1 rRNA gene is annotated in these 1,753 nt (G+C 54.2%); it reads right to left on the reverse strand.

Going from position 1 to position 1,753, the window contains the following annotated elements:
• Positions 1–44: 44 nt before the first annotated feature.
• A 23S ribosomal RNA gene (locus C7416_RS28760) occupies positions 45–1,753 on the reverse strand; the annotation flags it as partial.

The raw sequence follows: 1,753 nt of genomic DNA on the forward strand, positions 1-1,753 counted from the left end.
GGCACAGACACGATCACACACACCAGGTGAAACACACTGGTTATAGGATCAAGCCTTACGGGCAATTAGTACTGGTTAGCTTAACGCATTACTGCGCTTCCACACCCAGCCTATCAACGTCCTGGTCTCGAACGACCCTTCAAGGAGGTCAAGCCTCCAGGGAATCCTCATCTTCAGGCGAGTTTCCCGCTTAGATGCTTTCAGCGGTTATCTCTTCCGTACATAGCTACCCTGCGATGCCTCTGGCGAGACAACAGGTACACCAGCGGTACGTCCACTCCGGTCCTCTCGTACTAGGAGCAGCCCCCGTCAAGATTCCAACGCCCACGGCAGATAGGGACCAAACTGTCTCACGACGTTTTAAACCCAGCTCACGTACCTCTTTAAATGGCGAACAGCCATACCCTTGGGACCGGCTACAGCCCCAGGATGAGATGAGCCGACATCGAGGTGCCAAACACCGCCGTCGATATGAACTCTTGGGCGGTATCAGCCTGTTATCCCCAGAGTACCTTTTATCCGTTGAGCGATGGCCCTTCCATTCAGAACCACCGGATCACTATGTCCTGCTTTCGCACCTGCTCGACTTGTCGGTCTCGCAGTTAAGCACGCTTTTGCCATTGCACTTTAGGTACGATGTCCGACCGTACCAAGCGTACCTTCGAACTCCTCCGTTACACTTTGGGAGGAGACCGCCCCAGTCAAACTGCCTACCATGCACTGTCCCCGACCCGGATTCACGGGCCAAGGTTAGAACCTCAAACAAACCAGGGTGGTATTTCAAGGACGGCTCCACGTGAACTGGCGTCCACGCTTCAAAGCCTCCCACCTATCCTACACAGATCGGTTCAAAGTCCAATGCAAAGCTACAGTAAAGGTTCATGGGGTCTTTCCGTCTAGCCGCGGGGAGATTGCATCATCACAAACACTTCAACTTCGCTGAGTCTCGGGAGGAGACAGTGTGGCCATCGTTACGCCATTCGTGCAGGTCGGAACTTACCCGACAAGGAATTTCGCTACCTTAGGACCGTTATAGTTACGGCCGCCGTTTACCGGGACTTCAATCAAGAGCTTGCACCCCATCATTTAATCTTCCGGCACCGGGCAGGCGTCACACCCTATACGTCCACTTTCGTGTTTGCAGAGTGCTGTGTTTTTATTAAACAGTCGCAGCCACCATTTTATTGCAACCCCTTCACCCTTCTGGCGCAGGCCAGTCAAGCTACCAGGGCGTACCTTATCCCGAAGTTACGGTACCAATTTGCCGAGTTCCTTCTCCCGAGTTCTCTCAAGCGCCTTAGAATACTCATCTCGCCCACCTGTGTCGGTTTGCGGTACGGTCTCGTATGACTGAAGCTTAGAGGCTTTTCTTGGAACCACTTCCAATTGCTTCGCAGCACTAGGCCGCTCGCCCCACATCCTTGAATCCCGCGCCCGGATTTGCCTGAGCGCCTTCTCCAATGCAGGGACCGGGACTTCCAACACCCGGACAACCTTCCGCGATCCGTCCCCCCATCGCATCATACGACGGTGCAGGAATATTAACCTGCTTCCCATCAGCTACGCATCTCTGCCTCGCCTTAGGGGCCGACTCACCCTACGCCGATGAACGTTGCGTAGGAAACCTTGGGCTTACGGCGAGGGGGCCTTTCACCCCCTTTATCGCTACTCATGTCAGCATTCGCACTTCTGATACCTCCAGCATCCTTTACAAGACACCTTCACAGGCTTACAGAACGCTCTCCTACCACGC

The sequence above is a fragment of the Cupriavidus phytorum genome, from assembly GCF_003254285.1.
GTDB classification, from domain to species: domain Bacteria; phylum Pseudomonadota; class Gammaproteobacteria; order Burkholderiales; family Burkholderiaceae; genus Cupriavidus; species Cupriavidus phytorum.